The sequence below is a fragment of the Streptomyces sp. TOM-9 genome (genome assembly GCF_056858595.1).
Map to the genome: position 1 here is coordinate 7436076 of NZ_JBXEQB010000001.1, position 23606 is coordinate 7459681.

General features: G+C 71.2%; 19 protein-coding genes. 12 read left to right on the forward strand and 7 right to left on the reverse strand.

The annotated features are described in order from the left end of the window. The first annotated feature begins 129 nt into the window (after positions 1-129). The 3 genes from AC1VWI_RS34465 to AC1VWI_RS34475 all read left to right on the forward strand — a co-directional run bounded on the left by AC1VWI_RS34465 (position 130) and on the right by AC1VWI_RS34475 (position 4853). A complete protein-coding gene (locus tag AC1VWI_RS34465) occupies positions 130-3186 on the forward strand; it encodes an AfsR/SARP family transcriptional regulator (protein ID WP_499514930.1) in 3057 nt (1018 codons plus the stop codon). A 129-nt stretch (positions 3187-3315) separates the two neighbouring features. After that, entirely contained in the window at positions 3316-3855 is a 540-nt protein-coding gene (locus tag AC1VWI_RS34470) for a flavin reductase family protein (RefSeq protein WP_499514931.1), read from the forward strand. Between the two features lie 110 nt (positions 3856-3965). Then, complete coding sequence (locus tag AC1VWI_RS34475) at positions 3966-4853, forward strand: NAD(P)-dependent oxidoreductase (RefSeq protein ID WP_499514932.1); 888 nt, start codon at positions 3966-3968, stop codon at positions 4851-4853. Positions 4854-4916: 63 nt separating this feature from the next. Here AC1VWI_RS34475 and AC1VWI_RS34480 read toward each other — a convergent pair whose 3' ends face one another. The 3 genes from AC1VWI_RS34480 to AC1VWI_RS34490 form a co-directional block, all read right to left on the reverse strand. Beyond that, on the reverse strand, positions 4917-5501 hold the full coding sequence (locus tag AC1VWI_RS34480; RefSeq protein ID WP_499514933.1) for a carboxymuconolactone decarboxylase family protein: 585 nt from the start codon (positions 5499-5501) through the stop codon (positions 4917-4919). A gap of 5 nt (positions 5502-5506) precedes the next feature. Further along, a complete protein-coding gene (locus AC1VWI_RS34485; RefSeq protein ID WP_499514934.1) occupies positions 5507-5794 on the reverse strand; it encodes a hypothetical protein in 288 nt (95 codons plus the stop codon). Between the two features lie 450 nt (positions 5795-6244). Next, positions 6245-6907, reverse strand: coding sequence for a TetR/AcrR family transcriptional regulator (locus AC1VWI_RS34490; protein ID WP_499514935.1), 663 nt, complete (start codon positions 6905-6907; stop codon positions 6245-6247). A gap of 83 nt (positions 6908-6990) precedes the next feature. Between AC1VWI_RS34490 and AC1VWI_RS34495 the strand changes: the two genes are divergently transcribed. Next, entirely contained in the window at positions 6991-8409 is a 1419-nt protein-coding gene (locus AC1VWI_RS34495) for an FAD-binding oxidoreductase (RefSeq protein WP_499514936.1), read from the forward strand. A gap of 83 nt (positions 8410-8492) precedes the next feature. On the opposite strand, the gene AC1VWI_RS34500 is transcribed toward AC1VWI_RS34495, so the two are convergent. Further along, positions 8493-9893 (reverse strand): M24 family metallopeptidase, encoded by a 1401-nt coding sequence (locus tag AC1VWI_RS34500; protein WP_499514937.1) that lies wholly within the window; start codon positions 9891-9893, stop codon positions 8493-8495. A 277-nt stretch (positions 9894-10170) separates the two neighbouring features. Between AC1VWI_RS34500 and AC1VWI_RS34505 the strand changes: the two genes are divergently transcribed. The 4 genes from AC1VWI_RS34505 (at position 10171) to AC1VWI_RS34520 (ending at position 15208) form a co-directional block, all read left to right on the forward strand. After that, the gene (locus tag AC1VWI_RS34505) at positions 10171-10980 is read left to right on the forward strand and encodes an SDR family NAD(P)-dependent oxidoreductase (protein ID WP_499514938.1); all 810 of its coding nucleotides are present in this window, start codon (positions 10171-10173) and stop codon (positions 10978-10980) included. Between the two features lie 118 nt (positions 10981-11098). Continuing rightward, positions 11099-12658, forward strand: coding sequence for a Re/Si-specific NAD(P)(+) transhydrogenase subunit alpha (locus AC1VWI_RS34510; RefSeq protein ID WP_499514939.1), 1560 nt, complete (start codon positions 11099-11101; stop codon positions 12656-12658). A 24-nt stretch (positions 12659-12682) separates the two neighbouring features. Further along, a complete protein-coding gene (gene pntB, locus AC1VWI_RS34515; RefSeq protein WP_499516982.1) occupies positions 12683-14110 on the forward strand; it encodes a Re/Si-specific NAD(P)(+) transhydrogenase subunit beta in 1428 nt (475 codons plus the stop codon). Positions 14111-14143: 33 nt separating this feature from the next. After that, positions 14144-15208, forward strand: coding sequence for a hypothetical protein (locus AC1VWI_RS34520; RefSeq protein ID WP_499514940.1), 1065 nt, complete (start codon positions 14144-14146; stop codon positions 15206-15208). Positions 15209-15271: 63 nt separating this feature from the next. Here the strand turns inward: AC1VWI_RS34520 and AC1VWI_RS34525 are convergent, their stop codons facing one another. The 3 genes from AC1VWI_RS34525 to AC1VWI_RS34535 all read right to left on the reverse strand — a co-directional run bounded on the left by AC1VWI_RS34525 (position 15272) and on the right by AC1VWI_RS34535 (position 18077). Further along, positions 15272-16648 (reverse strand): NADP-dependent succinic semialdehyde dehydrogenase, encoded by a 1377-nt coding sequence (locus AC1VWI_RS34525; RefSeq protein WP_499514941.1) that lies wholly within the window; start codon positions 16646-16648, stop codon positions 15272-15274. A gap of 236 nt (positions 16649-16884) precedes the next feature. After that, positions 16885-17568, reverse strand: coding sequence for a GntR family transcriptional regulator (locus tag AC1VWI_RS34530; RefSeq protein ID WP_499514942.1), 684 nt, complete (start codon positions 17566-17568; stop codon positions 16885-16887). Beyond that, positions 17565-18077 carry a VOC family protein gene (locus tag AC1VWI_RS34535; RefSeq protein ID WP_499514943.1) on the reverse strand — a complete coding sequence of 171 codons (513 nt, stop codon included), beginning with the start codon at positions 18075-18077 and terminating at the stop codon, positions 17565-17567. The genes AC1VWI_RS34530 and AC1VWI_RS34535 overlap by 4 nt, the downstream gene beginning before the upstream one ends. A gap of 133 nt (positions 18078-18210) precedes the next feature. Between AC1VWI_RS34535 and AC1VWI_RS34540 the strand changes: the two genes are divergently transcribed. The 4 genes from AC1VWI_RS34540 to AC1VWI_RS34555 are packed head-to-tail and all read left to right on the forward strand — an operon-like array spanning position 18211 to position 23605. Beyond that, the gene (locus AC1VWI_RS34540; protein WP_499514944.1) at positions 18211-20400 is read left to right on the forward strand and encodes a dehydrogenase E1 component subunit alpha/beta; all 2190 of its coding nucleotides are present in this window, start codon (positions 18211-18213) and stop codon (positions 20398-20400) included. Then, positions 20393-21649: a dihydrolipoamide acetyltransferase family protein gene (locus tag AC1VWI_RS34545; protein WP_499514945.1), complete on the forward strand. Its 1257-nt coding sequence runs from the start codon at positions 20393-20395 to the stop codon at positions 21647-21649. Before AC1VWI_RS34540 ends, AC1VWI_RS34545 begins: the two co-directional genes overlap by 8 nt. A gap of 34 nt (positions 21650-21683) precedes the next feature. Next, a complete protein-coding gene (gene lpdA, locus AC1VWI_RS34550; protein WP_499514946.1) occupies positions 21684-23063 on the forward strand; it encodes a dihydrolipoyl dehydrogenase in 1380 nt (459 codons plus the stop codon). Continuing rightward, positions 23060-23605 carry a hypothetical protein gene (locus AC1VWI_RS34555; RefSeq protein ID WP_499514947.1) on the forward strand — a complete coding sequence of 182 codons (546 nt, stop codon included), beginning with the start codon at positions 23060-23062 and terminating at the stop codon, positions 23603-23605. Before lpdA ends, AC1VWI_RS34555 begins: the two co-directional genes overlap by 4 nt. The last annotated feature ends 1 nt before the right edge of the window (position 23606 follow it).

A 23606-nucleotide genomic window follows, 5' to 3' on the forward strand; every position in this document is an offset into this window, starting at 1 on the left:
ACCGCCGCACCCGGTACCGACGGGTGACCCGGTGCGGGTGGGCACCGACGACACACATGGTTCGGCCGGCGAACGGGACGAGCCGGAACTTCCGCGGGAGCACTGAGGATCACGGAGGCGCGACATCCGATGGGTGACTCTGATTCCGACCGGCCGAGCGGCCCGAACGCGTCCGGCCGGCACCATCGCGCGATCATCCGGCGGAAACTGGCGGCGCCGGAGCCGGCGAAGGACGTCGTCGTCCGCGAGAGGCTCAACCGACGTCTGCGGGACATGCTGGACCGCCACACCGTGGTGAACGTCTTCGCGACGGCGGGGGCCGGCAAGACCACGGCGGTGGCCCTGGCCGTGAGCGGCCTCGACCGGCCCGTCGCCTGGCTGTCGCTCGACGGCACGGAGCGGGCGGCAGGGCGCCTGCTCGTCTACCTCGAAGCGGCTCTCGAGGGCGTTGTCGCCGGCGCCGCCGACGTGGCCTCCGACGCCCTGGGCAGCAGCCTCCACATCGGTGAGGCGGCCGGGCTGCTGGCCGAGAGCCTCCAGGGAAGCCGCCTCATCCTCGTGTGCGACAACGTGGAACGGATCGCCGCCGACGAGAGCTGCGTCGCCGTGCTGTCGTCCTTCGCCCGCTACCTGCCGTCCGGTGTGAACCTCGTACTGATCTCGCGTGTCGACGTCCACCTGGACCCGGGCCCGACGAGCGAACGCGACCGGGTGGGCGAGCTGATCGAGAGCGACCTCGCCTTCGACGCCCAGGAAGCCGACGCCGCACTGCGGACCGTCGGCCACGTCGACGTGCATCCGGCCCGGGCCGTGGCGGCGACGGGGGGCTGGGTGACCGGGGTCCTGTTCGAGGGATGGCGTCATGCGCGCTCCCGCGAGCTGGATCCCGACTCGCTGCGGTCCTACGTCGCGGCGAACGTCTTCAACTCGCTCTCCCCGGTGGAGAGGACCTTCCTCCTCCACACCAGTCTGCTGGCGGAGATATCGGTCGAGGGCGCTCGCGCCCTGGGTCAGGAGAACGCGGCCCAGGTCATGGCCGACCTGCGCGTCCGGCATCTTCCGGTGACGTGGTCGCCGGACGGTTCCCGCATGACGCCGCACCCGGTGTTCCGCGACTTCCTGCGCGTCGTCCTGGGGCGGCAGGACGCCGGGACACTCACCGCGGTCCGTCGCCGGCACGCCGAGCTCCTGATCGCCCGCGGCGAACGCGAGGAAGCCGTCGACGAGTTGCTGCGGCTCGGGGACCTCGAGGCGGCCGGGCGGCTGGCCGCCGCGGCGCTTCCCAGCCTCGTGGCGCGGATGGACTTCGAGCCGGCGGCACGCTGGCTCGACGCGCTGGGAGGGTCGGCCCGTACTCCGACCCCGGAGATCGGCTCGGTCATCCTGCGCGTCGCCTTCGCACTCGAGCAGTGCGACCGCGGCGTGGAGCTCGTCGATCGCCACGGATACGCGTGGCTTCCGGAGCCGGGGGCCCCCGACTTCGAGGAGGCCCACGTCCTGGCCTGCTGGTGCCTGTGGCACTCCGGCCGGATCGAGGAGGCGCGGTCCGTCGCCGACCAGCTCTCACCGGGCCGGAACTGGCTCATCGCGCACACCTTGATCGCGCTCGCCACCGGCGAGGAGCCACCGCCCTTCCCCGAGTACTCGCCCACGCCGTCCGGGCCGGTCGACGGTCTGCTGATGCGGCTGGCCTTCATGCGCGGTCGCCTCGAAGGACTCGACGACGTGGGTTCGTTCGACCCGTGGCGGACGATCCTGGGCGGCCCCTGGGTCGTCGCCGCGCTGCGGGCCACCGGACGGCTCGACGCCGCGATGTCGATGTTCGAGCCGCGCAGCGGTTCGTCGCAGCCGGTCTGGTTGCACGCCGTCGACGCCGTCGACCTCATGCTGGACCTCGGCCGGGGAGAGGAGGCCTGCGCGTCCATCAAGCGCGGGCGGGACCTCATCGCGTCGACCGGATCGAAGGTGTACCGCAACATGAGCCTGCTCGTCGAGGCCAAGCTGCGGCTGCGCCTCGAGGGCGACACGCGGCGTGCCGACCGCGTGCTGGCGGAAGCGGCGGCCAACGGTGCCTCGGAGTACGTCCTCACCCGGGAGGCGTGGCAGGTCTGGTCGGGCCTGTCGATGCTCCTGCAGGACAAGGACGCCGAGGCCTACGAGCTCCTCGCGGAATGCGTCCTGAGCATGCAGAAGGGCGACCGCCACCTGGATCTCCCGACGGCCGCCGTCTACCTGGCCGAGGCGCAGTGGCGTCTCGGCCTCGAGGACCAGTCCGACGCCACGGCCGACCTCGCGATGACCTCGGCCTCGACGCACGGATCACAACACCTGCTGCTGACGGCCCTCACCGACATGCCCTCGGTCGCGGCCAGAGCCGCGGACACCAAGTCCAGCCGCATGTCCCCCTGGTACGAGGTCCTTGCGGCACTGTCGGGCCCGCATCCCGTACGCGTGAACGTGAGTACGCCGCGTCTGGTGCTCGAGGAGTTCGGCGAGCCGGTCCTCACCGTCGACGGGAACACGGCTCAGCCCCGGCTCACCAAGAGCGTCGAGCTCCTCAGCTACCTGCTCGGGAGACCCGACCGCAGGGCCACACGCGAGGAGCTCCTCGGGGCGCTCTTCGGCGGTCGTAACGACGCCGCCGGCCGCAACTACCTGAGGCAGGCCCTCTACCGGCTCCGTGAGGTCCTGCCCGACGACCTGGGCCCGAGGCAGGACGGCGACGTCTTCCGCATGCCCGGTCCCGCGGTGGCCATGGGCTCGGCGCAACGCGCGGCCGACCTCATCGCCCAGGCCGGCAGACAGGACGGGGAGATCCGCCTCCAGACGCTGGCCCACGCCCTCAGCAGCGCCGAAAGGGGGCCCTACCTCGCGACGGTCTCCGGTGCGTGGGTCGCCGAGCGCCGCGTGCTCCTCGCCGAGACCTTCCTGTCGGCGCGGGTCGACGCGGCCAAGCTCGCCTACCGGATGAACCGGTACCGCCAGGCGAAGGGACTGGTCGACTACGTGCTCCGCGAGGACCCGTACCGCGAGCAGGCCTGGCGGCTGGCCATCCAGCTGGCGCACGCCAGCGGCAGCGACGACGCCGTGCTGGCCCTCTACCAACGGTACGCGGTGCGCATGCGGGAGCTCGGCGTACCGCCGTCCGACGAGGTCCGCCGACTGGTCGCGCAGCTGCGCCGCTAGGCCCGCGCCCGTCCGCGCCGCAGAGGCCGGTGAAGCCGGTGAAGCCGGCGAACACGCCGTCAGCCACACCCGGGCCGCCTGGGCACAGGCGGTGCCGGGGCCATCTCGTCACACGCAACGGAGGGCACCATGGATACGTCGACCGCGCACGACATGTCCGTCGTCTACCGCGGAGCAATGTCACGGTTCACGACCGGCGTCACGATCGTGACGACCAGGACGCCGAACGGCCCGGCAGGGATGACGGCCAGCGCCGTCGCGTCCGTATCGCTGGATCCGCTCATGCTCCTGGTGTGCGTCGGGAACACCCTTGCGACGCGCGACGCGATCTCCGGCTCCGGGGTCTTCGCGGTCAGTGTCCTGTCACGGGGACAGGAGCACCACGCGCTGCGGTTCGCGAGCCGGTGCGACGACAAGTTCGCCGGCATGGGCCTGCGGGCCGGCCACGAACTCCCCGTCGTCGACGGCGCGGTCGCCTACTTCGCCTGCGACGTCCACAAGGAGGTCGCCGGGGGAGACCACACGGTCTTCATCGGGAAGGTGGTCAGCTGCGGCTACGAGGCCGACTCCGACCCCCTCGTGTACTTCGCCGGGGGATTCGGCAGCCTCTGCGATCCCCGTTCCCACGTGCAGCTCGCCTTCGACTGGCAGCTGTCCGCCTCGATGTAGCGATCCCTCACCCGGTGCCCGGGCCGGCGCCGCGCACCACCGCGACCGGTCGGGCCCGGGTGGGATCGACAACCCCCTGCGCATGTCGCGCACCGTCTCAGGAGATGAACGTGAACGTATCCGTGCTGGGTCTCGGTCAGATGGGATCCGCCATAGCCGAACGACTCATCGGCGCAGGCCACCAGGTGAGTGTCTGGAACCGGTCGAAGGGCAGGGCGGACGGCCTGGTGGCACAGGGCGCCATCGAGCTCGGCGCCCCCGGTGAGGCGTGGGACCGGTCGGAGGTGTGCATCACGATGGTCGCGGACTCCCGCGCCCTGGCCGATGTCGCGCTCGCGCCGGACGGCGGGCTCGTCCACGCCGCGTCCGGCAAGGGACGGGTCCTGGTCGACATGAGCACCGTCTCCGTGGAGGTGTCCCGTGACGTGGCCGCCGGAGCCGAGGCCGCCGGTATCGGCTACCTGCGCGCTCCTGTGAGCGGGAACCCGGGTGTCGTGCGTGCCGGGAACCTCACGATCATCGCGTCGGGTGACGACGCCGTCTTCGCGTCCGTGGAGGGCCTGCTGCGCGACATCGGCCCCCATGTGTTCCACAGCGGTGAGGGGGATGCCGCCCGCATCATCAAGCTGGCCCTCAACCTCATGGTCGCCGGGACGGCCGAGCTCCTCGCGGAGTGCGTCGCCCTGGCCGAGGCCCACGGCGTGCAGCGGGACCGGCTGCTGGAGGTCGTCGCCGCCTCGGCGGTCGCGTCACCGCTGGTGAAGTACAAGATCGGGCCCCTTCTGGCGGATGACTACACGTCGACGTTCAGCTCCCGGCTCATGCGCAAGGACCTGGACCTGGCCCTCGAAGCGGCGGCGGCCGGCGGGGTCCCGCTGCCGGTCACCGGCGTCGTGCAGCAACTGCTCCAGGCGTGCATCTCGACCGGCTTGGGTGAGCAGGACTTCATGTCCCTCCTCATCCGGCTGCAGCGTGAAGCCGGACAGATCCCCGGCTGACCGTCCGGATGCGCGTGAGGCCGGCCGGACTCCCGTCCGGCCGGCCTCGGATCCCGCGCGGTCTCAGAGCCGCGCCGCCACGGGTGCGGGCGGCTCGGGCATGTCCAGATCGAAGGCCATGACACGGTGGAAGCGCGACAGGGCGTTCCACATGCTGATGCACATCACGAGCTCCACGAGTTGCGCCGCGTCGAACACCCGCTGCGCCTCGTCGCGCACATCCGTCGAGACGCCGGTGAGGCCGCTCGCGACGGGGGTGCCCGGAAGGGCGACCGTCATCTCCTCGGCCAGCCGGAGCGCCAGCCGCTCCTGCTCGGTGAAGCCCCCGAGCTCGCCGCCCGCGACGGCCGCGAGCTCGTCGGCCGACACCCCCTTGGCGAGCGCCGACGCGCAGCGGTGACTCGTGGTGTAGCGGCAGTGGTTGAGCACGGCGACGCGTACGGCGACCAGCTCCTTCACGCGCCCGTCCAGCGAGCCCGGTCCGTTGACCTGCCTGAGGAAGGGAAGGTAGGCGGCGAGCAGGCCGGGGCTGTTCCCGATGCCCGCCCAGGTGTTCAGCACCTCGCCGTACGCACTCATCCCCTGGGTGAGAGCGGGTTGGTCGACCGACGAGAACTCGTCGGAAGTGAGCAGCGGCACCAGTGACATGGGCATTACCTTTCAAGGAATCCCGGCTGGAGGCAGCCGGCTTGGGGTGAGGGTGGGGCGGACTCCGGGGGAGTGGCCGCGGCCTGGGGCGTGGCCGGGCGGCGGGGTGAAGTGCCGGGGCGACGCAGGCCGATCGTGATCCCCATCGTCGCGTTGAGCCACGGCACGAGGAAGGTCAGTGCCGTGCGGGCCGCGAGTGCCCAGGTGAACGGGCCGTCCCTGACCTGCGAGTACAGGTTGACCATGAACAGGGTCGAGCCGACGACCAGGGCGGCTGCGGTCGTCTGCGCCATGGCCCTGCCTCGTACGGCACCCCGTAGCGCCACGCTCCATGCGACAGGGGGAGTCCTGGCTTGAGGGTCTTGCTCGGGTGAGCTCATGGTGTCCTTCGGCGCTCTGGACGTCACGTCACGTCGCGGTCCGCGGCGGGCTCCCGAGGGCGCGGATCCCACCGGCCGCCCGCAGGAGGAGGAGGCTTCCGGGCGCCCCGGCGGGAGGAACGTGGTGTCCGGCTCCCGCCGTCGGCCGGCGCTCCACCGGTCACGCTCGCCGGGGCGCGGTACGGCCCAAGGCGCCCGGTACGTCACATCCGTGACGCCCGGTCACGGCGGCGCTCCCCGGGTTCCGTCACTCTCCACCATGGCAGGAGATGGATCCAAACTCAACCGCCTGGTGGGCAATCTTGACCCCTGTGAGGCTGAATGGATCCGAAATGACCTCGGGTGGCGTTGGCCGGAGCCGGGTCAGAGTCCGAAGCGCGTTCGGAAGAACCGATCCAGGTCGCGCCGGCCGGCACCCGGTGACGGCAGCGACTCCCCGCCGGGGGAGCGCAGGCCGTCGAGGAACACCCCGAGTTGGCGGCCCGCCAGATCCACCGAGGGATCGCTGCTGCCGTCCTGCGGGATCTGGGCCGGGATCGAGTTCAGCATCAGGACGAGGTCGAAGACGGTCACGTCCTCGCGCAGGCTCCCGGCCTCCTGGGCCCGTGCCACCACCTCGGCGAAGTCGGCCAGCAGGGCCTCGCGGGCCGCGACGAGCTCGGGCCCCGGCTCCATCGTCCGCCTCCGGCTGACGGGGAAGAGCTGGCTGCTGCGGACCTGGGCGATGTACCGCACCACCCGCGTGAAGACCACCCAGGGATCGGGTTCGGCTGCCGAGACGTCCCGGATCTCAAGGGACGTATCCGTCATGACGTCGATCGCCACGCGCTCGACCAGGGCGTTCTTGCTCGGGAAGTGACGGTAGACGGTGCCCATCCCCAATCCCGAGCGGCGGGCGACCGCCTCGATGGACACCTCGTAGCCGCGGTCGGCGAAGACCTCCCGGGCGGCTTGCAGGATCAGTCGGACGTTCTCGCGGGCGTCGGCGCGCAGCGGGCGGTCGCCGGGGGGTGTCAACGGGTCCATTTGCCACCGATGTTAGTGTCCTGAGGACGCAAGCGGAAATTGAATTTCCGGTTACCTCGTGCGTTCCCCACACAGGAGGCCTCATGAGCGTGTCGACGCAACCCCGCTCCCACTCCGACTTCCCCACCGAATTCCGCGGCACGGTGCTGCGCCCCGCCGACGACGGTTACGACACGGCGCGTGCGCTCTACCAGGGCCGTGCCGCCGACGACGGCCCGGCGCTCATCGCGCAGTGCGCCGACGAGGAGGACGTCGCGACCGTCCTGCGCTACGCCTCCGCACGCGCCATTCCCGTGGCCGTGCGCAGCGGCGGGCACGGTTCCGACGGCTACGCGATGCCCGGCGGTGCGTTGGTCGTCGACCTCTCGGCGATGCGGGCGGTCACCGTCGACCCCCAGACCCGGGTGGTACGGGCCCAGCCGGGCGTCACACTCGGCGAGATGGACGCCGCCGCACAGCGTCACGGTCTGGCCGTGCCGGCGGGGACGGTCAGCAGCACCGGCGTCGGCGGGCTGACCCTGGGCGGCGGCATCGGTTACCTGATGCGCCGCCACGGTGCCACCGTCGACAATCTGCTGGGCTGCGACATGATCACCGTGGACGGCCGCAAGGTCCGCGCCGACGGGACCGAGAACCCCGAGCTGTTCTGGGCGCTGCGCGGCGGGGGCGGCAACTTCGGGGTCGTCACCTCGCTGGAGTACCGCGCGCACCCGATCGGACCCGAGGTCGTCGCGGGACAGCTGATCTTCCCGTTCGACCAGGCCGCCGACGTCCTCGGCAAGCTCCCGGCCCATCTGGTCACGGCCCCGCGGGAGCTGGGACTGCTGGTCGCGATCGCCCCGGCTCCCCCGCTGCCGATGCTGCCCGAGGAGGTGCACGGGAAGCCGGCGCTGATCCTCGTCGTGGTCCACACCGGGGAGCCCGCCGCGGCCCCCGGGGTCGTCGAGCCGCTCGCGGCGCTCGGCCGTCCGCTGGCCGACCTCGTCGGGAGGACGACGTGGGTCCGGGCCAACAGCATGCTCGACGCGGTCGCCCCCTACGGCATGCGCATGAACCTGCGGGGTGGGTATCTGCCGGCGCTGTCCGCCGACGCCGTCGACGTGCTGCTGGAGCACGTCGCCACCGTGCCGTCGAAGCCCGGCGACATCTACTCGTTCAACCTCTCGTTCATGGGCGGCGCGATATCCGAGGACCGCGACGAGGACGCCATGGCCTTCTCCCGCGAGGGCGCCGCCTGGCTGTGGGAGGCCATCTGCAAGTGGGACGCACCCGAGCGCGACGCGGAGTACGACGACTGGGCCACGGCCCTCACCGAGGCGATGCGGCCGCACGCGCTGACGAACGGCTACGCCAACCTCAGCGACGACCTGGGCGAACAGTGGCGGCGCGGGGTGCACGGCAGCGAGGCCAAGCACCGGCGGCTGCGTGCGGTCAAGGCCGCCTGGGACCCGCACAACCTGCTGCGGTTCAACAAGAACATCGCCCCTGAGACCACCCGCTGACCGCACAGCGGCCGGCGCCTTCCACCGCCCAGGGCGAGGGGAAGGCGCCGGCCGCTGTGTGAGGTTCCGGACGGTCCTCGCGGTCACAGACCCGCGGCGTCTTCCCGGCGCTTGGTCCCGGTCCCCGCGAACGTGTTCAGGTGCGACTGGGAGTCGCGCTCGGCCGGCAGGGGTCCCGAGACGGTGAAGTAGCGCCGCCCGGCGACGAGAAGCTCCTCCGCAGGGAACTTGGTGATGACCTCGCAGCCGTCCGCGGTCACCACGAGCTCCTCCTCGATCCGGGCCGCGCCCCACCCGTCCTTCGACGGCCAGTAGGTCTCGAGCGCGAACACCATGCCCTCCTGCAGCACCTCGGGGTGCTCCAGGGACACCAGCCGGGAGAACACCGGCTTCTCCCAGATCGACAGCCCGACACCGTGGCCGTACTGCAGCGCGAAGGCCGCCTCCTCGTCGGCGAACCCGAACTCCTGCGCCGTCGGCCACACCGACACGATGTCCGCCGTCGTGGCCCCGGGCCGGACGAGGCTGATCGCCTCGTCCATGTACTCGCGGCACCGCGTGTAGGCGTCGCGCTGGGCGGACGAGGCGCTGCCGACGGCGAACGTGCGGTAGTAGCAGGTGCGGTAGCCGTTGTAGCTGTGCAGGATGTCGAAGAACGCCGGGTCCCCGGGCCGCACGATGCGGTCCGAGAAGACGTGGGGGTGCGGCGCGCACCGCTCCCCGGAGATCGCGTTGACGCCTTCGACGAACTCCGAGCCGAGGTCGTAGAGGGTCTTCGCCACCACGCCCACGCACTCGTTCTCACGCACACCCGGCCGGAGGAACTCGTAGAGGTTCTCGTAGGCGGCGTCGACCATCGAGCAGGCGTGGGTGAGCAGGTGGATCTCGTCGCGGGTCTTGATGCGCCGGGCCTCCATGAACACCTGCTGGCCGTCCACCACCGTCACGCCCGCGTTCTGCAGGGCCGCCAGGACCGGGAGTTCGATGACGTCGACGCCGAGCGGCTCGTCCAGGAGCCCGTAGAGCTCGAGCTCGTGCTTGATCTTCCGGGCGACGGAGTCGGCCATCCCGACCAGCGGGTTGATGGCGCCGCGCAGCGTCGAGATGCCGGCGCGGGCACCGCTGGGGTTGCGGGCGTCGGCTCCGTGGTGGGCTCCGTGCGGATCGCCGTCGGCCTGGGCGTTCGAGTAGTCCAGCCACGGGTTGTACAGCTGGTGGTGCCTGGCGGCCGAACCGAAGTCCCAGACGATCGGCTCCCCTCCCCTGACCAGCAGGGAGAACCGGATCATCTTGTCGATGCCCCAGGTGCCGATGTGGGTCGAGGTCATGTACCGGATGTTGGCGAAGTCGAAGGCCAGGACGGCTCCGAGGTCGGACTGCTCCAACGAGGCGCGCAGACGCGCCAGTCGCTCGTCGCGGAGCCTGTTCATGTCGATACGGGTTTCCCAGTCGACCGCGTTCGGTCCAAACGTCGGAATCGCCATCAGAGGTCCTTTGCCATGCGGAAGTCGCGGGTAGGGGAGACACATGCGCACCACCGGTGACGGTCTGGTGCGCGCACCCGTGGGGGACCTGGCGGTCCCTCGCCTCGGAGCAGGCTGCGCACGGCTCAGTGTGCGCCGCGCTCCGTTACCCGGCCGGTAGGGGTGAGCCGGCCTGTCGGTCCACCTGTGAACCGGGCGTTAGCGCTGCTTGCTGCGGCCTTCGAGCGTCGGATCCACTCTCGGCAGAAGGATCAGCCGCTGACTGGAGGAACCGAACATGGCCGCAGGTTGGAACTTGGAGGGCCGGACGGCTTTCGTGACCGGTGGTAGCCGGGGCTTGGGCTACGCCATCGCGCAGGCGCTGCTCGAGCGCGGTGCCAAGGTCGCGATCGCGGCCAGGGACGAAGCGGCCGTCAAGGCCGCGGCCGGTCGTCTCACCGCCGATGGGCGCGCGGAGGACGTGCTCTCCGTCGTCGTGGACGTCACCGACGCGGAGTCCGTCGACAACGCGCTGGCGGAGGTGCACGCGTGGCAGGGCAGCCTTGACATCGTCGTGAACAACGCGGGTCCGCAGCTCGCACCCTCCCCCCTGGAGCAGGCCGACGAGAACGTCGTCGCGTCCGCCTTCGACACGAAGCTGATCGGGTTCCTCCGTGTCGCGCAGGCCGCCCTCCCCCTCCTGAGCCGGACCGGCAGCGGCAGCATCATCAACGTCGTCGGCGCGACCGCGCACGCGGTGATCCCGAACACCGGCCCCACGGCCATCGTGAACGCGGGCGTGGTCGCGCTCACGAGCTACCTGGCGACCGAGGCGGCGGCCGGCAACGTCCGGGTCAACGCCATCTCCCCGGGGATGACGAAGACCGAGGGCTGGCTCACCAAGACCGAGGCCATGGCCAAGCAGCAGGGCAAGAGCGCCGAAGAGGTCCGGGCCGGCATGGCCAAGGGGCTCGGCATCCGCCTCGACCGCTGGGCCGAGCCCGCCGAGATCGGCGCCGCGGCGGCGTTCCTGGCGTCCGACGACGCCTCCTACATGACCGGTCAGGTGCTGCGCGTCGACGGCGGGTTGTCGAAGCCCGTCGCCTGATCGCGGGTCCCCGGGCCGACGCCATCCAAGACCGCCACCGGTCTTGGATGGCGTTCCTGGTCGGCGTGACGGCCGTCCCCCCCAATGCCCTGCACCTTCGACACCTGGAGTTCTGGGAATGCTGATCGGAATCGTGAGCGAAGCCCGCCGTGGCGAGACGCGCGTTGCCGCGACTCCCGCCACGGTGGTCCAGCTGGTCAAGCTGGGGTACGACGTCGTGGTGGAGCCGGGCGCGGGGGCGCTGTCGAGCTTCCCGGACGAGGCCTATGCGGGGGCCGGCGCGAGTCTGGGTGACCCGCTCGCGGCGGACGTCGTGCTCGGTGTGAACGCCCTCTCGCCCGAGCAGTTGGACGGGTTGAAGCCGGGCGCGACGGTCGTGGGCATCATGAGCCCGGCGTTCGATCCCGCGCTGGTGGAGGACCTGGCGCGGCGGCCGATCACGGCGCTGGCCATGGACGCGGTGCCCCGTATCTCGCGGGCGCAGTCGCTGGACGTGCTGTCCTCGATGGCGAACATCGCCGGCTACCGGGCGGTGGTGGAGGCCGCGCACGTCTTCGGCCGCTTCTTCACCGGCCAGGTGACGGCCGCCGGCAAGGTGCCGCCGGCGAAGGTGCTGGTCTGCGGTGCGGGGGTGGCGGGTCTGGCCGCGATCGGTGCCGCCGGAAGCCTGGGTGCCGTCGTGTACGCCACCGACCCGCGGCCCGAGGTCGCCGACCAGGTCAGGTCGCTGGGCGGCGCGTACCTCTCGGTCGAGGCCGAGGACGCCGGCGAGGTGGAGGTGTCGGCGACGGGTTACGCGAAGGAGATGTCGCAGGACTACAACACCCGTGCGGCGCAGCTGTACACGGACCGGATCACGGAGATGGACATCGTGATCACGACGGCACTGATCCCGGGGCGTCCGGCGCCGACGCTGATCACCGCGGAGATGGTGGCCTCGATGAGGCCGGGCAGCGTGATCGTGGACCTGGCGGCCGCCAACGGCGGCAACGTCGAGGGCACGGTCAGGGACCGGGCGGTGGTCACGGACAACGGTGTGACGATCATCGGCTACACCGACCTGCCCGGCCGGCTGCCCGCGCAGGCGTCCCAGCTGTACGGCACCAACCTGGTCAACCTGATGAAGCTGATGACCCCGGCCAAGGACGGCCGGCTGGTGCTGGACCTCGACGACGTCGTGCAGCGGTCGATGACCGTGGTGCGCGACGGCGAGCCGACCTGGCCGCCGCCGCCGGTCCAGGTGTCCGCCGCCCCGGCGGCCACCCCCGCCGCCGCGTCTCCGGCGGCGAAACCGGCCGGCTCCCAGGGCAGGTCGCCGGTGTCGGCCCGGCGGCGGTTCGCCGTGGTCGGCGTCGGTGCCACGGTGCTGTTCCTGCTCGCCGCCCTGTCGCCGCCGGTGCTGCTCGGGCACCTGACGGTGTTCGCGCTGGCGATCGTGATCGGCTACTACGTGATCGGGCAGGTGCACCACGCCCTGCACACGCCGTTGATGAGCGTGACCAACGCGATCTCCGGGATCATCGTGGTCGGCGCCCTGATGCAGATCGGGCACGACGGGCCCCCGAACGGCGGGGTCGTCACCGCGCTCTCGACGATCGCGATCCTGCTGGCCTCCGTCAACATCTTCGGTGGCTTCGCAGTGACCCGCCGGATGCTCTCCATGTTCTCGAGAAGCTGAAGGGGCTCTGCCATGTCTGATCTGATGACCGTCGAGACCGGCGCGGCGGCGGCCTACATCGTCGCGGCCCTGCTCTTCATCCTGGCACTGGCCGGGTTGTCCCACCACGAGTCCGCCAAGGCCGGCAAGACCTTCGGCATCGGCGGCATGGCGGTGGCCCTGGCCGCGACGACCGTGCTGGCGATCGACCACGACATCTCCGGAGCCGGTCTGGCCCTGATGACCGGTGCCGTGGCGGTCGGCGCCGCCGTCGGACTGTGGCGGGCACGGGTCGTGGAGATGACCGGGATGCCCGAACTGATCGCCCTGCTGCACTCCTTCGTGGGGCTGGCGGCGGTGCTGGTGGGCTGGAACGGCTACCTGCACGTGGAGGCCGCACTCGACGGCCCGGGCAGTGCCGAGGCCGGCGCGCTGCGGGCCCAGGACCTGCTCGGGATCCACTCCGCCGAGGTGTTCATCGGCGTCTTCATCGGCGCGGTCACCTTCACCGGCTCGGTCGTGGCGTTCCTCAAGCTCTCGGCGCGGATCAAGTCGGCCCCGCTGATGCTGCCCGGCAAGAACCTCCTCAACCTGGGCGCCCTGGCCGCCTTCGCCGTCCTCACCACGTGGTTCGTGATCGACCCGGCGCTGTGGCTGCTGGTCGCGGTCACGGTCGTCGCGCTGGCCCTGGGCTGGCACCTGGTCGCCTCGATCGGCGGCGGGGACATGCCGGTCGTCGTGTCGATGCTGAACTCCTACTCCGGCTGGGCGGCCGCGGCGTCGGGATTCCTGCTGGAGAACGACCTGCTGATCATCACCGGCGCCCTGGTCGGCTCCTCGGGCGCCTACCTGTCCTCCGTCATGTGCAAGGCGATGAACCGGTCCTTCCTCTCCGTGATCGCCGGCGGGTTCGGCATCGAGGCGGGCCCCGCCGACGACAAGGACTACGGGGAGCACCGCGAGATCACCGCCGAGGGCGTCGCCGAGCTCCTCGGTTCCGCCGACTCGGTGATCATCACCCCTGGCTACGGCATGGCCGTCGCCCAGGCCCAGTACGGCATCGCCGAGCTGACCCGCAAGCTCAGGGAGCGCGACGTCGACGTGCGCTTCGGCATCCACCCGGTCGCGGGCCGGCTGCCGGGCCACATGAACGTGCTGCTCGCCGAGGCCAAGGTCCCCTACGACATCGTGCTGGAGATGGACGAGATCAACGACGACTTCGACGACACCGCCGTCGTCCTCGTCATCGGCGCCAACGACACCGTCAACCCCGCGGCCGCCGAGGACCCGGGCTCGCCCATCGCGGGCATGCCCGTCCTGCAGGTCTGGAACGCCGAGAACGTCATCGTCTTCAAACGCTCCATGGCCTCCGGTTACGCCGGGGTCCGGAACCCCCTCTTCTACCGCGACAACTCCGCCATGCTCTTCGGCGACGCCAAGGACCGCGTCGAGGACATCCTCCGGGTCCTGTGACCCGCTGTCGGTGGGGTCCGCTACGTTCGGGCCATGTCGATCACCGCACAACTGCGCGACTCGGTGCAGCTCCCGGGTGGGGGCGCACTCGTCAACGGCTTCGCGTTCGAGAGCCGCGGGGGCGGTGCGTGCCGCGCCCTGCTGGGCAACGGGCGTGAGCTGGAGGTCCACGACCTGGGCGAGGTCTTCGCGGGTGAGCGCGGGCCGGCCGCCGTCTTCCCCCTTCCCTGGCCCGGGTGGGACCGCGGCGTCCACTCGGTCAGTCCCGACGGCACGTTCGCGGTGTTCTCGGGCCAGCGCGCCGTACGGGCGGTCGGCAGGGGCGGCGGGACCCTGTGGGAGTACCGGCACGCCTGCTGGGGCCCCGAGATCGACCACCCGCACACGGGGGACGAGCAGGAGGTGTGCCCCGGTCACGAGCACGGATCCTGCCGGGTCTCGGACGACGGCCGGCTCGTCTGGGCGCATGTCGTGGCCGAGCCGGCGGAAGGCGAGTGGGAGGAGCGCTGGGTCGTCCTGGACGCCCGGGACGGCCGGGAGCTGGCCCGGCTGCCGCTGGGCAGCGCGGCGTCCGGTTCGCATCATCTGTCCCACCCGGACGGTGTCCACATGGGCCTGTGCATCGGCATGGGCCAGGACGGCATCCTGCTGCACTGGGCGCGCCGGGACGGCGGCGAGCTGACCGGCTGGGACCTGAACGAGGGCATGGACCGCATCCTGATGGACGTCCATGCGGGGCATCCGGGCTTCCTGACCGTCGAGCACAGCGGGTGCGACCTGCAACTGCACGCCCCGGACGGCACCGTGCTCGCCGAGGTCTCGCCCGATCCGGCCGACGACGAGGACCCGCCCTGCTGGGACTACGGCTGCGGCTTCGTGGACGCCGACACGGTCATCGCCTCGACGATCGACTCCGCCGAGGACCCCGAACAGGCCCGCCACTGGCTGCTCGACGCCCACAGCCTGGAGGTACGCGGGACGGTCGACTATCCCACGGGCCCTGTCGACAGCTATGTGCGTCCGCTCGGCGACGGGACCTGGCTCACCTATGACGACAAAAGCGGGACGCTGAACCGCTGGGCGGAAAAGCCACTTTGAGCACGACCAGGACGCCCGCCGCTCGGCGGGCGTCCTGGTCGTGCTCTGCGGGAGCGGCTCCCGTCAGCCCTTCCAGACCGTCTTGAGGTTGCAGAACTCCCGGATGCCTTCCGCGGCGAGCTCGCGGCCGATGCCCGAGTCCTTCACGCCGCCGAACGGCAGTTCGGGGTAGGAGACGCTCATGCCGTTGACGAAGACGGCGCCCGCCTCGAGCCGGGGGATCAGGAACCGCTCCTCGTCGGGGTCGGTGGTCCACACCGACGAGCTCAGGCCGAAGGCCGTGTCGTTGGCGAGCGCCGCGGCCTGTGCGATGTCGTCGACCCGGTGGACCACGGCCAGCGGACCGAAGGCCTCCTCCCGGTACACCCGCATCGCGGGGGTGACCTCCTCCAGCACCGTCGGCTCGAAGAACCACCCCTCGGTACCGACCGCGGACCCGCCGCACCGCAGGACGGCACCCTGCGAGACGGCGTCGTCGACCAGTTCGGCGAGCTCGCGCCGACCGGACTCCGTGGCGATCGGCCCGATGTCGGTGTCCTCGTCGAGCGGGTCGCCGACGGTCAGCGCCTTCGTGCCCGCGACGAAGGCCTCGACGAACTCGTCGTACACCTCGGTGTGGACGATGAAGCGCTTGGCCGCGATGCACGACTGGCCGTTGTTCATCGTGCGCGCGGTCACGGCTGTCCGGGCCGCCGCGCGGACGTCGGCGGAGGGCAGCACGATGAACGGGTCGGACCCGCCCAGCTCCAGCACGGCCTTCTTCACCTCCGAGCCCGCGACCGCCGCGATCGACCGCCCGGCCGGCTCGGACCCGGTGAGCGTCACGGCGGCGACGCGCCGGTCGCGGACGACGGCTTCGACGCCGGCTGCCCCGATCAGGAGCGCCTGGAACGACCCGACCGGGAAGCCCGCCCGTTCGAAGAGCGTGTCGAGGTACAACGCGGACTGCGGGACGTTGGAGGCGTGCTTGAGCAGGCCCACGTTGCCGGCCATCAGCGCGGGCGCGGCGAAGCGGATCACCTGCCACAGCGGGTAGTTCCACGGCATGACGGCGAGGACGACGCCGAGAGGCTCGTAGGAGGTGTAGGCGGCCGAGGCCTTGACCGTCCGCGGGTCGGCGAGCGGCTGGTCGGCCAGCAGGGTCTCGGCGTTGTCCGCGTAGAACCGCATCGCGTGGGCGCACTTGAGGACCTCCGCGCGGGCCTGCGCGATCGGCTTGCCCATCTCGACGGTGAGCATGGGCGCCGTCCGGTCCGCCTCGGCCTCGACCAGGTCCGCGGCCGCCCGCATCCACCGGGCGCGGGTGTCGAAGCCGGTCGCCCGGAGCGTCGCGGCCGCGGCTTCCGCCCGCGTCAGCCGCTGGCCGACCTGTTCCTCGGTGAGTGGAGCGAACTCTTCGACGAGCTTACCGGTAGCGGGGTTGACGGTGGCGATAGGCACGGCGCTCTCCTCGTGGCATGGGCATCCATGAACCTTGATTGGATCCACTGTAGGCTCCGCCGTGGTGGTGCGCCAGGGGTGTTGTGGCGTGCGCGCCCTCCATCGTCTCAAGTTGGATACATTTAGAGCGTGGATATCGGTGCCCCGGACCCGGGGTTCGCAAGGCGCGGCCGAGCGCGCTGCGCGCAGGGCGGGACGCCGGTCGGCTCCTCGGGAGCTCCGGTGTCCCGCTCGCGTCAGTGCTTCTCGGCGAAGAGTTCCGGGTGCGCGGTGAGTTGGACCCTCGTGCGGCGGATGTGACCGGTCAGGTACCGCTCACCGTCCTCGGGATCGCGGCGCCGCACGGCGTCGAGGATCAGCCGGTGCTCGGCGTTGACGATGGTGGCCCGGTCCGGGTCGGCGAGCACCATGAACGCACGGCGGTAGTGCTGGGTGGAGTTCCAGAGCCGCTCGGTGATGGCCCGCAGGTGGTCGCTGGGGCACCCCGCGTAGGTGGTCATGTGGAACTCGCGGTCCAGCAGGAGGAACCGGTTGACGTCGCCCTGGTTCTCGATCTCGTCCTGGAGGCTTTCCAGGTGCTCGACGTGGTGGTCGGCGAGATGGGGGAGGGACTCGATCAGGGTCAGCGGCTCGAGGCGCTCGCGCATCCGGTAGTAGGTGTTCACCTCTTGGAGGCTGAGCATCGGCACGCGGGAGCCCCGGTTGGGGAACGACTCGGTGAGGCCGTCGGACTCCAGGATCCGCAGCGCTTCGCGGACCGGGATCCGGCTCGTGCCGAGGCGCGCGGCGATCTCGTCCTGGCGCAGCCAGGTTCCGGGCGTCAGATGGCCGGCGAGGATCTCCTCGCGCAGGATGCCCGCGATGTGCCGGCTCCTGACGCTGTCCGACCCGCGCGGATCGCGAGCTTGCGCGGGGGTCAAGAGCGGTCACCTCTGAACTGTGACGGGTCGCGGTCGAAGGCCTTGCCCTCAGGATACGACACCAGCTCGAACTGCATCCCCCACGGCGAGAGGAAGTAGACCCACCGCTGTCCCTCCGACGGCCCGGCGCTGGCGGTCGGGTCGCCGAGCACGGGAACGCCCCTCGCTCTCAGGAACGACACGGCGTCGTCGAGGTCTTCGACGTACAGCGCGACATGGTGGCCGCCGACGTCGCTGTTGCGCGGGACGTCCTTCCGCTGTGCGTCCGCCTGGTACGCGAAGACCTCGAACACCGCCTGCTCGCCGCACCGGTAGAAGCTCAGCCGGCGCATGACCGTGCCCGCGTCCACGTTCAGGTGCTCCGCCATCCAGCCGTCCGTCGCGCTGAACGGGCCGATCGAGTACAGGTACTCGCAGCCGAGGACGTCCACGAGCCATGCGTGCGCCTGGTCCAGGTCCGGCACCGTGAAGCCGATGTGGTCCAGGCGCATGAGGCCGGGCAGAGTCATGATCTTCCTCCTTTGGATCCGAACATCGCCGCAATGGTCCCGTCCATCCGCCAATCTGTCGAGCGGAACCTTGTCATTGGATCCAACCCTGTGGCAGGGTCGATGCACTCCGGTTGATCGAAGGGGGCACCCGATGCCTGCGGAAAACACACTCGAAGCCAACGCCGCCTGGTCGGAGTTCGTCGTCACCCAGGACGACTGGGACGCCGCGGCTCCGGACCTCCTGACGGGCATGTTCAGCCAGCTGGTGCTGATCCGGACCTTCGAGGAGTACGTCCTGGAGCTCGCCGCGGACGGACTCATCCACGGTCCCGCGCACTCCAGCATCGGCCAGGAGGGCGGGGCGGTCGGCGCGTGCTTCGCCCTGACGTCGCAGGACACCGTGAACGGCTCGCACCGCGGCCATCACCAGTTCCTCGCCAAGGCGCTCGCCCATCTGCATCCGAAGGGCATCGAGCCGACGAAGCCGTTCCCCGAGGACGTGCGGGCCCTGCTCCTGCGCAGCCTGCGCGAGATCTGCGGACTGGACCGCGGCTTCAGCCACGGCCGGGGCGGCAGCATGCACCTGCAGTGGCACGAGGCCGGCGCGATCGGGACGAACGCGATCGTCGGCGGTGGGGTACCGCTCGCGGCCGGTTCCGCCTGGGCGCACAAGGAGGCCGGGACCGACGCGGTGGCCTTCACGTTCTTCGGCGACGGCGCGATCAACATCGGATCCACGCTGGAGACCCTCAACCTCGCGGCGGCGTGGTCGCTGCCCCTGTGCTTCTTCGTCGAGAACAACCTGTACGCCGTGTCCACCCACGTATCCGAAGTCACCGCGGAGCCAAGGCTGTCCGGCCGCGGCCCGGGCTTCGGCATCCGCAGCTGGAAGGTCGACGGCATGGATCCGCTGGCCGTGCACCTCGTGACACAACGGGCCCTCACGCACATGCGCAGCGGCGACGGTCCGACGATGATCGAGGCCGATGTCTACCGCTACTTCCACCAGAACGGCCCCTTCGCCGGTTCGGCGTTCCGCTACCGGACCAGGGAGGAGGAGGCGCAGTGGCGTGCCCGCGACCCCCTCGACACCATCGTGCGACACCTGGTGCGCCGCAGGATCCTCACCAAGAAGGCGGTCGCCGAGACGATCGAGCGCGCCAAGGGCCTCATGATCGAGCTCGGCGACGTCATCCTCGAACCGCGGCCGGGCGGAAAGCCGGGTGAGCGGCGGATCGTGCCCTCGGAGTGGCCGGACCCGGCCTTCGTCGACGAGGGCGTCCGGGGCGACCTGTCGGAGCTGGCCGGGATCGAGTTCACCGACGCCGGGGACTTCGCCGACGACCTGACCGACGTCAAGTTCATCGGCGCCGTCGCCGGGGTGATGGGGCGCCGGCTGGAGACCGATCCCCGCGTCGTGGTGATGGGGGAGGACGTGCACCGCCTCAACGGCGGCACCAACGGCGCCACCCGCGGCCTGAGCGAGGCGTTCCCCGACCGCGTGGTCGGGACGCCGATATCGGAGAACGCGTTCGCCGGCCTCGGGGGAGGACTGGCCCTGGACGGCCGGTTCCGCCCGATCGTGGAGTTCATGTACGCCGACTTCATGTGGGTGGCGGCGGACCAGCTGTTCAACCAGATCGGGAAGGCCCGCCACATGTTCGGAGGCGAGGGCAAGGTGCCGTTCGTCCTGCGCAGCAAGGTCGCCACCGGCACCGGCTACGGGTCGCAGCACTCGATGGACCCGGCCGGCATCTTCGCGACGGCGCCGGGCTGGCGCATCGTCGCGCCGTCGACGCCGTTCGACTACGTCGGCCTGATGAACACCGCCCTGGCCTGCGACGACCCGGTGGTGGTCCTCGAACACGTCGATCTGTACAACTCGACCGGTCCGGGGCTGCCGGACAACCACGACCACCACCTGCCGGTCGGCAAGGCCGCCGTACGCCGTGAGGGCGCGGCCCTGACCATCCTCACCTATCTCGCGATGACGCCGGCCGTGCTGGAGGCCGTGGAGCGGACGGGAGTGGACGCCGAGGTCGTGGACCTGCGCTGGCTGGACCGGGCCAGCCTGGACTGGGACACGATCACGCGGTCGGTGCAGAAGACCAACAACGTGCTCATCGCCGAGCAGGGCGCCCTCGGCACCTCCTACGGCGGCTGGCTCGCGGACGAGATCCACCGGCGGCTGTTCGACTGGCTCGACGCCCCGGTCGAGCGGGTGACGGGCGGCGAGGCGTCGCCGAGCATCAGCAAGGTCCTGGAGCGTGCCGCGTTCGCCTCCACCGAGGAAGTCGTCGCCAAGCTCCGCGAGATCACGCGGGGGCAGAACAATGGCTGAGCTGCTGCGGATGCCCGAGATCGCCGCCAACACCGCGGAGGCGATCCTGGAGTCCTGGAACGTCGGGGTGAACACCCCTTATGCGGCAGGCGACTCGATCGTCACGGTGGAGACCGAGAAGGCCGTGGTCGACGTGGAGGCCGAGAGCGACGGCGTCCTCCTGCGCCTCCTGGTGGACGCGGGCACCACGGTGCCGGTGGGTACGCCCATCGCGGTCTGGGGGTCGCCGCACGAGCCGGCGTCCGCGGTCGACGAACTGGTGGCCTCGCTGGGCGGCGGACAGGCTCCGGTGACTGCCTCCGCGGCCTCGGCGCCGCCGGGCGCGGTCGCTCCGGCGCCCACCGGGGCGGCAGGCGACGGGGGCGAGCGCCTCTTCGCCAGTCCGCTGGCGCGACGTCTCGCACGCGAGCTCGGCGTCGATCTGAACGCCGTGGCGGGGAGCGGCCCGCGCGGACGCATCCGGCGCACCGACGTCGAGGCGGCCGCCGCCCGGCCGTCCCGGCAGGAGGCGGCGGCGCCGGCGGACACCGGGGCGGAGAACGCGGCACGTCCGGCCCCGGCGGCGGCCCCGCGCTTCGTGGACGTCCCCAACACGCGGATGCGGGCGGCCATCGCCCGCCGGCTGACGGAGAGCAAGCGGGACACGCCGCACTTCTATCTGCGCGGCAGCGCACGCGTCGACGCGCTGCTCGCACTGCGGCAGCAGATCAACGCCGGCCAGGGCGTGCGGGTGTCGATCAACGACCTGCTCGTCAAGGCGATCGCGTCCGCGCACACGGGCGTTCCCGCGATGAACGTGCAGTGGAACGACACCTCGATCCGGCACTTCTCGGACGTCGACATCGCCGTGGCCGTCGCCACCGACGGAGGTCTGGTCACCCCGGTGGTCCGCGGTGTGCAGTCCCTGTCGATGAGCGGCGTCGCCGCGGCGACGAAGGACGTGATCGCCCGTGCGAAGGAGCGCCGGCTCCGGCAGGACGAACTGGAGGGCGGCACGATCTCGATCACCAACCTCGGCATGTACGGCACCGAGGACTTCGCGGCGATCATCAACCCGCCGCAGGCCGCGATCCTGGCTGTCGGCGCGGTGCGGCAGGAAGCCGTCGTCGAGGACGGTGCGGTCGACGTCGCGTCCGTCCTGCGGCTGACCCTCGCCGTCGACCACAGGGCGGTGGACGGCGCCACCGCGGCCGAGTGGCTGAAGGAGTTCGTGGACGTGCTCGAACACCCGCTGCGGATCCTGCTGTGAACACCGGCGAACGCGAGGAGAAGGAGAACGCAGCATGACCGGGAGCACTTTCGACCTCGTCGTCCTCGGCGGTGGATCGGGCGGTTACGCCGCCGCGCTCCGTGGCGCGGAACTGGGATTCAGCGTCGCCCTCGTCGAGGAGGACAAGCTCGGCGGAACGTGCCTGCACAGCGGCTGCATCCCGACCAAGGCCCTGCTGCACGCCGCCGAGGTCGCCGAACTGTCGCGGCACGCCGCGTCGATCGGCGTCCGTGCCTCCTTCGAGGGCATCGACGTCCCCGGCGTGTACGCCTATCGCGACGGCGTCGTGGACCGCCTGTACAAGGGGCTGCAAGGACTCGTCGCGGCCCATGACGTGACCTTGGTCCGGGGACGCGGGCACCTGGTGTCGCCGACGGCCGTGCGGGTCGGCGAGGACGACTACTGCGCGGCGCAGGCCGTGGTCCTGGCCACCGGATCCGTCGCCCGCAGCCTGCCGGGGCTGGAGTTCGGCGGCCGGATCCTGTCGTCGACGCAGGCGCTCTGCCTGCCGGAGCTTCCGCGCAGCGCCGTCATCCTGGGTGGCGGTGTCATCGGTGTCGAGTTCGCGAGCCTGTGGCGCTCGTTCGGCGTCGACGTCACCATCGTCGAGGCGCTCCCGAGCCTGGTCCCGAACGAGGACCGGTCCTGCGGCAAGGCCCTGGAACGTGCCTTCCGGCGCCGCGGGGTCACCGTGCGCACCGGCGTCCGGGTCGCAGCCGTCGAGCAGAGCGCGAGCGGGGTCCTCGTCGGCATCGAGGCGGGCGAGCCCCTGGAGGCCGACGTCCTGCTGGTCGCCGTCGGGCGGGGACCCCGCACGGCCGGCATGGGCTTCGAGGACGTCGGCGTGACGCTGGACCGCGGATTCGTCGAGGTCGACGCCGGCCTCCGTACCCGGGTCCCCGGCGTCTACGCCGTCGGGGACGTCGTCGAAGGTCTCCAGCTCGCGCATCGCGGCTTCCAGCAGGGGATCTTCGTCGCGGAGGAGATCGCCGGTCTGGCCCCGGCACCGATCGCCGAAGCCCACATCCCCCGCGTCACCTACTGCGACCCGGAGGTCGCGTCGGTCGGCCTGACGCAGGCGCAGGCCGAGGAGAAGTTCGGTGCCGACCGGGTGGAGAGCGTCGAGTACGACCTGGCGGGCAATGGCAAGAGCCAGATCATCGGTACGTCCGGCTTCGTGAAGCTGGTCCGTGAGAAGGACGGCCCGGTGGTGGGGGTCCACATGGTCGGTGCGAGGGTGGGCGAGCTCATCGCGGAGGCGCAGCTCGCGGTCGCCTGGGAAGCCCATCCGGGCGACGTCGCCCCCCTCGTCCACGCTCACCCGACCCAGAACGAGGCCCTGGGGGAGGCGTTCCTCGCTCTCGCGGGCAAGCCGTTGCACAGGCACGGATGAGGCGCGGACGCCGGCTGCCCCATGCCTCACCGCCGTCTCCGGACGGCGGCGACGGCAACCGCGGCGCCGGCAACCGGCTGCGCAGCGGGCGCCGCGACCGGCTCTTCCCGTCCCTGCCGTTGCACCTCGTGGAGGCGTACCTCGTCGGCCATGGCGCCGGCGGACCGGCCGGGGGGCTGGTGCGCTTTCGGATACCCGGCGCGGACGAAGGGGGCGGCTCGCGGCGCCTGTCGTGGGGCCGGACGGACCTGGGGCGCCAGCTCGCGGGTTCCGGTGGGGAGCTGCGGCTGGTCCGTCCCCATGACGACACCGGCACCCGCCGGGCCCTCATCGTGATGCTCACGCTCAACGGCATCACCGACGCCGCCGCCCTGGTCCGGCTGGACATCGCGGGGAGGGGCCCGGGCCGTGCCGTGACGGTCGGTGTGGACGTGCGGTTCCTGGCGGGACTGTGGGACCTGGCCGCCCCGGAGCACACTTGGTGCCGGTTGCACCTGGAGGCCCAGGTCCGTGAGATGCCCGGCCGGCCGATGCCGCGTTGAG

Coding starts and splice junctions, on each gene's coding strand:
- AC1VWI_RS34510 (WP_499514939.1), top strand. CDS start 11,099: ATGCTGATCGGAATCGTGAGCGAAGCCCGCCGTGGCGAGACGCGCGTT.
- AC1VWI_RS34490 (WP_499514935.1), bottom strand. CDS start 6,907: ATGGACCCGTTGACACCCCCCGGCGACCGCCCGCTGCGCGCCGACGCC.
- AC1VWI_RS34555 (WP_499514947.1), top strand. CDS start 23,060: ATGAGGCGCGGACGCCGGCTGCCCCATGCCTCACCGCCGTCTCCGGAC.
- AC1VWI_RS34500 (WP_499514937.1), bottom strand. CDS start 9,893: ATGGCGATTCCGACGTTTGGACCGAACGCGGTCGACTGGGAAACCCGT.
- pntB (WP_499516982.1), top strand. CDS start 12,683: ATGACCGTCGAGACCGGCGCGGCGGCGGCCTACATCGTCGCGGCCCTG.
- AC1VWI_RS34495 (WP_499514936.1), top strand. CDS start 6,991: ATGAGCGTGTCGACGCAACCCCGCTCCCACTCCGACTTCCCCACCGAA.
- AC1VWI_RS34545 (WP_499514945.1), top strand. CDS start 20,393: ATGGCTGAGCTGCTGCGGATGCCCGAGATCGCCGCCAACACCGCGGAG.
- AC1VWI_RS34470 (WP_499514931.1), top strand. CDS start 3,316: ATGGATACGTCGACCGCGCACGACATGTCCGTCGTCTACCGCGGAGCA.
- AC1VWI_RS34505 (WP_499514938.1), top strand. CDS start 10,171: ATGGCCGCAGGTTGGAACTTGGAGGGCCGGACGGCTTTCGTGACCGGT.
- AC1VWI_RS34480 (WP_499514933.1), bottom strand. CDS start 5,501: ATGTCACTGGTGCCGCTGCTCACTTCCGACGAGTTCTCGTCGGTCGAC.
- AC1VWI_RS34520 (WP_499514940.1), top strand. CDS start 14,144: ATGTCGATCACCGCACAACTGCGCGACTCGGTGCAGCTCCCGGGTGGG.
- AC1VWI_RS34535 (WP_499514943.1), bottom strand. CDS start 18,077: ATGACTCTGCCCGGCCTCATGCGCCTGGACCACATCGGCTTCACGGTG.
- AC1VWI_RS34540 (WP_499514944.1), top strand. CDS start 18,211: ATGCCTGCGGAAAACACACTCGAAGCCAACGCCGCCTGGTCGGAGTTC.
- AC1VWI_RS34485 (WP_499514934.1), bottom strand. CDS start 5,794: ATGGCGCAGACGACCGCAGCCGCCCTGGTCGTCGGCTCGACCCTGTTC.
- lpdA (WP_499514946.1), top strand. CDS start 21,684: ATGACCGGGAGCACTTTCGACCTCGTCGTCCTCGGCGGTGGATCGGGC.
- AC1VWI_RS34465 (WP_499514930.1), top strand. CDS start 130: ATGGGTGACTCTGATTCCGACCGGCCGAGCGGCCCGAACGCGTCCGGC.